At 67.4% G+C, this 5,943-nt stretch carries 5 protein-coding genes; 2 read left to right on the top strand and 3 right to left on the bottom strand.

Annotated features, from left to right (window positions below):
- Positions 1-194 precede the first annotated feature (194 nt).
- The 3 genes from dapD to argB are packed head-to-tail and all read right to left on the bottom strand — an operon-like array spanning position 195 to position 2,697.
- Entirely contained in the window at positions 195-1,064 is an 870-nt protein-coding gene (gene dapD, locus ACREEF_RS15260; RefSeq protein ID WP_431566419.1) for a 2,3,4,5-tetrahydropyridine-2,6-dicarboxylate N-succinyltransferase, read from the bottom strand.
- Positions 1,061-1,759: a pyrimidine 5'-nucleotidase gene (locus ACREEF_RS15255; RefSeq protein ID WP_431566418.1), complete on the bottom strand. Its 699-nt coding sequence runs from the start codon at positions 1,757-1,759 to the stop codon at positions 1,061-1,063. The genes dapD and ACREEF_RS15255 overlap by 4 nt, the downstream gene beginning before the upstream one ends.
- Positions 1,760-1,767: 8 nt before the next feature.
- A complete protein-coding gene (gene argB, locus ACREEF_RS15250; protein ID WP_431566417.1) occupies positions 1,768-2,697 on the bottom strand; it encodes an acetylglutamate kinase in 930 nt (309 codons plus the stop codon).
- A gap of 126 nt (positions 2,698-2,823) precedes the next feature.
- On the opposite strand from argB, the gene ACREEF_RS15245 reads away from it, so the two are divergent.
- Together ACREEF_RS15245 and ACREEF_RS15240 are read left to right on the top strand one after the other, a co-directional pair.
- Positions 2,824-5,037, top strand: a complete 2,214-nt coding sequence (locus tag ACREEF_RS15245) for an AGE family epimerase/isomerase (RefSeq protein ID WP_431566416.1) — start codon at positions 2,824-2,826, stop codon at positions 5,035-5,037.
- 166 nt (positions 5,038-5,203) lie between these two features.
- A partial coding sequence (locus ACREEF_RS15240) for an outer membrane protein (protein ID WP_431566415.1) occupies positions 5,204-5,943 on the top strand: 740 nt, incomplete at its 3' end.

The raw sequence follows: 5,943 nt of genomic DNA, 5'->3' as shown, positions 1-5,943 counted from the left end.
CCCCGCCTCCGCCGCCGCCGCAAGCCGCCAGCGGGAAAGCCAGAAGGCTTAGAACTCCAACCGAAATCGCAACTCTGCGCAGATTGCTGAACGCCACCGTCGCCTCCCCGAACCCAGGCCGCTATTAGGCTGGATTTCGTGCCGTTGGCGAGCCTGTTTCGAGAGGCGGCCGGAGCAATTTCGCCTTGGGCGGCCTAGTCGCGCAGCAGTTCGTTGACGCCGGTCTTGGCGCGGGTCTGGGCGTCGACGCGCTTGACGATGACGGCGCAGTAGAGGCTCGGGCCGCCCTTCGGGTCGGGCAGGGCGCCCGGCACCACGACCGAATAGGCCGGGACCTCGCCGCGGAAGATCTCGCCGGTGGCGCGGTCGACGATCTTGGTCGAGCCCGACAGATAGACGCCCATGGCCAGGACGGCGCCCTCGCGCACGATGACGCCCTCAGCCACCTCGGCGCGGGCGCCGATGAAGCAGCCGTCCTCGATGATGGTCGGGTTGGCCTGCAGCGGCTCCAGCACGCCGCCGATGCCGGCGCCGCCCGACAGGTGGACGTTCTTGCCGATCTGGGCGCAGGAGCCGACCGTGGCCCAGGCGTCGACCATCGAGCCTTCATCGACGAAGGCGCCGATGTTGACGAAGGACGGCATCAGCACGACGTTCTTGGCCACGTGGGCGCCGCGGCGGACGATGGAGCCCGGCACCGAGCGGAAGCCGGCGGCCTGATAGTCGGCGGCGCTCCAGTCGCCGAACTTGTTGGGCACCTTGTCCCAGAAGGGGCCGACGGCGACGGGGTGATCGGCTGACAGCGGCAGGGTGGGGGCGTGGCCGGCGCGCATGATGACGTTGTCGTTCAGGCGGAAGGACAGCAGCACGGCCTTCTTCAGCCACTGGTGCGTGGTCCAGACGCCGTCGTCGCCGCGCGTGGCGACGCGGGCCTGACCGGCGTCTAGCAGGGCCAGGGCGGTGTCGACGGCGTCGCGCACCTCGCCGCGCGTGGCGGCGGAAACCTCGGCGCGAGCTTCCCAGGCGGCTTCGATCACGGATTCCAGGTGGGTCAGGTCGGTCATTGCGGATCTCCGTCCAGCATGGCGGTGGTCAGGAAGGGGCCGACGGTCGCGGCCCGGTGTTGGATGTGCGCGCCCTCGGCCGTGAAGGCCTTGGGGCCGACCAGAACCGTGGTCATGCCGATGGCGTGCGCCGGCTCCAGGTTCTTGGGCGTGTCCTCGAAGAAGCAGGCTGTGGTCGGATCGACGCCGAACCGGGCCAGCATCTTGTCGAAGGTGCGCGGGTCCGGTTTGGGGATCAGATCGGCGTCCTCCAGGGCGAAGACCCCGTCGAAGAAACGCGTCAGTTCCAGCCGCTCCATCACCCGGCGGGCGTGACCGATCGAGCCGTTGGTGAAGATCAGGCGCGGGCCATTCAGGCGCTCAAGCGCCGCGTGCAGGCCGGGATCGGGCGTCAGCACGTCCAGCGGCACGTCGTGGACCTCGGCCAGGAAGTCGTGCGGGTCGATCTGATAATGCATCATCAAACCGGCCAGGGAGGTGCCGTAGTCGTGCAGATAGCCGCGCTGCACGCTCAGCGCCTCGGCGGATTCCAGACCCGAGGTGCGCACCACATAGGCGTTGATGCGCTGCTCGACCTGTTTCAGGAACAGGCTTTCGGGCGGGTAAAGGGTGTTGTCGAGGTCGAACACCCAGGAGCGGACGTGGCGCAGGTCGGCGCCGATCTCGGTGGTCGCCGCCAGCGGCGAGGCCGTCACGCCTGGACTCACTGAGCCTTCACCAGGGTGCCGGCGCCGAACTCGGTGAACAGCTCGACCAGCATGGCGTGGGGGCGGCGTCCGTCCAGGATGACCACGGCCTCGACGCCCGCGCGGACGGCGGCCATGGCCGTCTCCAGCTTGGGAATCATGCCGCCGTTGGCGACGCCGGTGTCGATCAGGCCTTGCGCCTCTTCCAGGTTCATCTGGCGGATGATCTCGCCGTCCGCGCCCTTGACGCCCGCCACATCGGTCAGCAGCAGCATCCGCTTGGCGCCCAGCGATCCGGCCACCGCGCCCGCCACCGTGTCGGCGTTGACGTTATAGGTCATGCCGTCCTCGGCCACGCCGATGGGGGCGATGACCGGCACCCAGTCCTCGGTCTCCGAGGCGATCAGGCCCTTGATCAGCTTGGGATCGACCTTGGTCGGCTCGCCGACGAAGCCCAGGTCGACCTCGTGCTCGATCATGCTGTCGGGGTCGCGCTTGGTGCGCTTGGTCTTTTCGACCGTCAGCAGGCCGGCGTCCTTGCCCGACAGGCCGACGCCGCGCACGTCGGCTTCCTTGCCGGCGACGGTGATCCAGTGGGCGATCTCCTTGTTCACGGCGCCGGACAGGACCATCTCGGCCACCTGCATGGTGTCCTTGTCCGTCACGCGCAGACCGTCGACGAAGGCCGACTTCACGCCCGCCTTGTCCAGCATGGCGCTGATCTGCGGCCCGCCGCCGTGGACCACCACGGGGTTCACGCCCATCAGCTTCAGCAGCACCACGTCGGCGGCGAACTGCTTGGCCACGGCGCTTTCGCCCATGGCGTGGCCGCCGTATTTGATCACCACGGTCTCGCGGTCATAAACTTGGATATAGGGCAGCGCCTCGGCGAGCGTCTTCGCCGTCTCCCAGCTGCGTTCCTCGGATTGCCGTTCAGTCTCTTTCATGATGGCGGCTCGATAGCGGCGAAGACGGCGCAAGTCACGACGTACCTCTGACAAGGCCATGAATCTCACAGCCGTTGTAGCCAAAACATCGCTTTCAATCACGGCGAAGTCGGCTATCCAAGCTGAATGACTCTCTACCCGGTGATCATGTGCGGCGGCGCCGGCACGCGCCTTTGGCCAGCCTCCCGCCCGTCCCGTCCGAAGCAGTTCATCGCCCTGGCCGGGAACCGTTCCTTGTTCCAGGAAACGGTGCTCCGGGCGGCGCCCCTGGCGGTCGACGGCGGCTGCCTCGTCGTGGTGGGCGGCGTGGATCACAAGGCGTGGATCATGGCGCAGTTGGACCAGGTCGGTGTCGACGCCCAGATTCTGCTGGAGCCCGAGGGGCGTGATTCAGCGGCGGCGATGGCGGCGGCGGCCGTTTGGACCCATGGCCGCGACCCGGCGGGAATCAACGTTTTCATCGCGTCGGATCACCATATTCCCGACCATGAGGGTTTCAGAGCGGCGGTGACGGCGGCGGCGGACGGCGCCCGCGAGGCGCGTATCGTCACCTTGGGCGTCAAGCCGACCGAGCCGTCTTCGGCCTATGGCTATATCGCGCCGACCGGCCGGGGTCTGGGCCCCATCGCAGCCTTTGTAGAAAAGCCGGATCAGGAGATGGCGCGGCGGTATATTCGCGACGGCTACCTCTGGAACAGCGGCAATTTCATCGCCTCGTCCGAGGTCCTGCTGGCCGAAATGAAAGCCCACGCGCCGGCGGTGGCAAGCGCGGTCAGGGCCGCGGTCGCGACGGCCGGTCGCGGCTCAGTCGCCGTGCTGGGCGACGCCTTTCGTCAGGCGCCCAAGGTTTCGATCGACTATGCGGTCATGGAGAAGACGCGGCTGGCCTCCGTTCTGGAGGTCGACTTCAGCTGGTCCGATCTCGGCGCATGGGACGCGATCGCCGCCAGCGGCGAGGGTGAGATCGGCGGACATATTTTCGAGGACGCGGAAGGGTGCCTGGCGCGCGCCGCCGACGGGATGCTGGTCGCGGCGATCGGGGTGCGAAATCTGGCGATCATCGCCGAGCCTGATGCGGTTCTCGTCTGCGATCTGAGCCGGTCGCAGGACGTGAAAAGGATCGTCGAGCGCATCCGGCTGTCGTCGCCGCAGCATATGGATTTCGCGCGCCGTCCCGACGAGGCGCTGGCGGCCGGCGCGCTGCGGCTCCGGGAATGGTTGCGTTTCAAGGCCTTGCCGCTCTGGTCCGCACTGGGGCAGGGCGAGGACGGCGCTTTCGCGGAGTCCCTGGCGCTCGACGGTCGGCGGGTGGAGACGCCGAGGCGCGCCCGTGTGCAAGCGCGCCAGATCTACGTCTTCGCCCAAGCGGGGCTGATGGGCTGGGAGGGGCCGTGGGCGCGCGCCGTCAGAACCGGGCTGGCGAGCCTTGATGCGGACTTCCTCCGTGACGACGGATTGATGCGCACATTGCTCTGTGCGGAAAATCGGCCGCTGGACGAGACCGTCATGATCTATGATCAGGCCTTCCTGCTCCTGGCCCTGGCGACGGCGCTGAAGGCCGGAATCGGCGACGGCGACGTGCACGCCCGCGGCGTCGCGATTCGTGACGCCCTGGTTATGCGCGCCACCCCGAACGGGGGTCTTCGTGAAGCGGGCGGACGTCCTTTCCAGTCCAACGCTCATATGCACCTGTTTGAAGCAGCTCTGGCGTGGGAGGAGGTCAGCGACGATCCCGCCTGGCGAGATCTGGCGGACCGCGTAGCGGGCCTGGCCTGCACGACCTTTATCGATCCCGTGTCGGGTCGTCTGCGCGAGGTCTTTGATGAAACCTGGGCGCCGGCGCCGGGCGACGAGGGGCGTCTCATCGAGCCAGGGCACCAGTTCGAATGGTCCTGGTTGCTGGCGCGCTATGCAAAGTCGAGGGGAAACGAGGCGACTATGGTCGCGGCGCAGCGGCTCTATGTCGCTGGGCGCGAGGGGGTCAACGAGCGCCATCTTGTGGCGGTGAACGCTCTGAATGGCGACGGTTCGGTGCGAAATGCGCGGGCGCGGCTCTGGCCGCAAACGGAGTGGCTGAAGAGCGCCTTGATCATGGCCCGGGAGTCTTCGGGGCGTGATCGCGCGGCCTACCTGGATGACGCTTCGGCCGCGCTGAGGGCGCTGTGGCTGTACCTCACCCCGGCAGGCCTGTGGCGGGACACGAGGCTGCAGGACGGCAGCTTCATCGAGGAACCGGCTCCGGCGAGTTCGCTCTATCATATCGTTTTGGCCTTCACCCAACTGGCCGAAAGCGCGCCTGTTTCAGGAGAAGATCGGGGCCCTGCCATGGCGTTGCGTTAACGAAATCCGTCGTCTTGTTAGGTTTTTGTAGCTTGGCGGTCACGGTGTGTTGCAACCTTTAGTAAATGTGACGTTTGCCGCTCGACCGCCCACGGCAACGCTGATAAGGGTTGGGTAGGCGACGTATCCGTCGTCCTCGAACAACAGATCTCGGAGGGCCGCATATATGCGCGTCAAGAGTTTGATCCTGGCATCCAGCGCGGCGGCGGCTCTGGCCCTGTCGGCGGGCGCTGCTTCGGCTGAGCCGGACGGCTGGTACGGCGCGGTTGACGCCGGCTACCACATCATCGACGACATCAACGCGGAATCGTCCACGACCGGCGCCAACTGGAACTGGGAAGTGAACGACGGCTGGGCGGCGTTCGCGCGTCTCGGCTACCGCTTCAACCCCAACTGGCGCGTTGAACTGGAAGGCGGCTACCGCTCGGGCGACATCGGCACCGTGCGCGCCGTCACCGGCACGCAAGGCCTGTGCAACCTGACGCCGGCCACCGGCCCCTGCCATTCGCCGGAAGGCGACATCGAGTCGACGACTCTGATGGCCAACGTCCTCTACGACTTCGGTTGGGAAGCCTGGGGCATCCGTCCCTTCGTCGGCCTCGGCGTCGGCGTGAACCGCGTCAACACCGACACCGTCGGCCGTCTGCGCGCCACCCCGGCCGTGTCCTTCGCCGCCGACGACAGCTCGACCAAGTTCGCCGCTCAGGCGATCGCCGGTCTGGCCTGGGCCGTGGGCGATCGCGCCAACATCGACCTGACCTACCGCTACCTGACGGGCGACGCCTCGTTCACCTCGATCTCGGGCGGCCCTGGCGCCATCCAGTTCGGCGAATGGTCGGGCGACTATGACCAGAGCCACACCGTGACCCTGGGCCTGCGCTACGCCTTCGGCGCCGAGCCGGCTGC

It is taken from the genome of Brevundimonas sp., assembly GCF_050729455.1.
GTDB lineage: Bacteria > Pseudomonadota > Alphaproteobacteria > Caulobacterales > Caulobacteraceae > Brevundimonas.
This window is presented reverse-complemented; position numbering and strand designations above follow the sequence as displayed.

Bases quoted from the DNA above. Each gene is read 5' to 3' on its own strand.
- dapD (WP_431566419.1), bottom strand. From the start codon at position 1,064: ATGACCGACCTGACCCACCTGGAATCCGTGATCGAAGCCGCCTGGGAA.
- argB (WP_431566417.1), bottom strand. From the start codon at position 2,697: ATGAAAGAGACTGAACGGCAATCCGAGGAACGCAGCTGGGAGACGGCG.
- ACREEF_RS15245 (WP_431566416.1), top strand. From the start codon at position 2,824: ATGACTCTCTACCCGGTGATCATGTGCGGCGGCGCCGGCACGCGCCTT.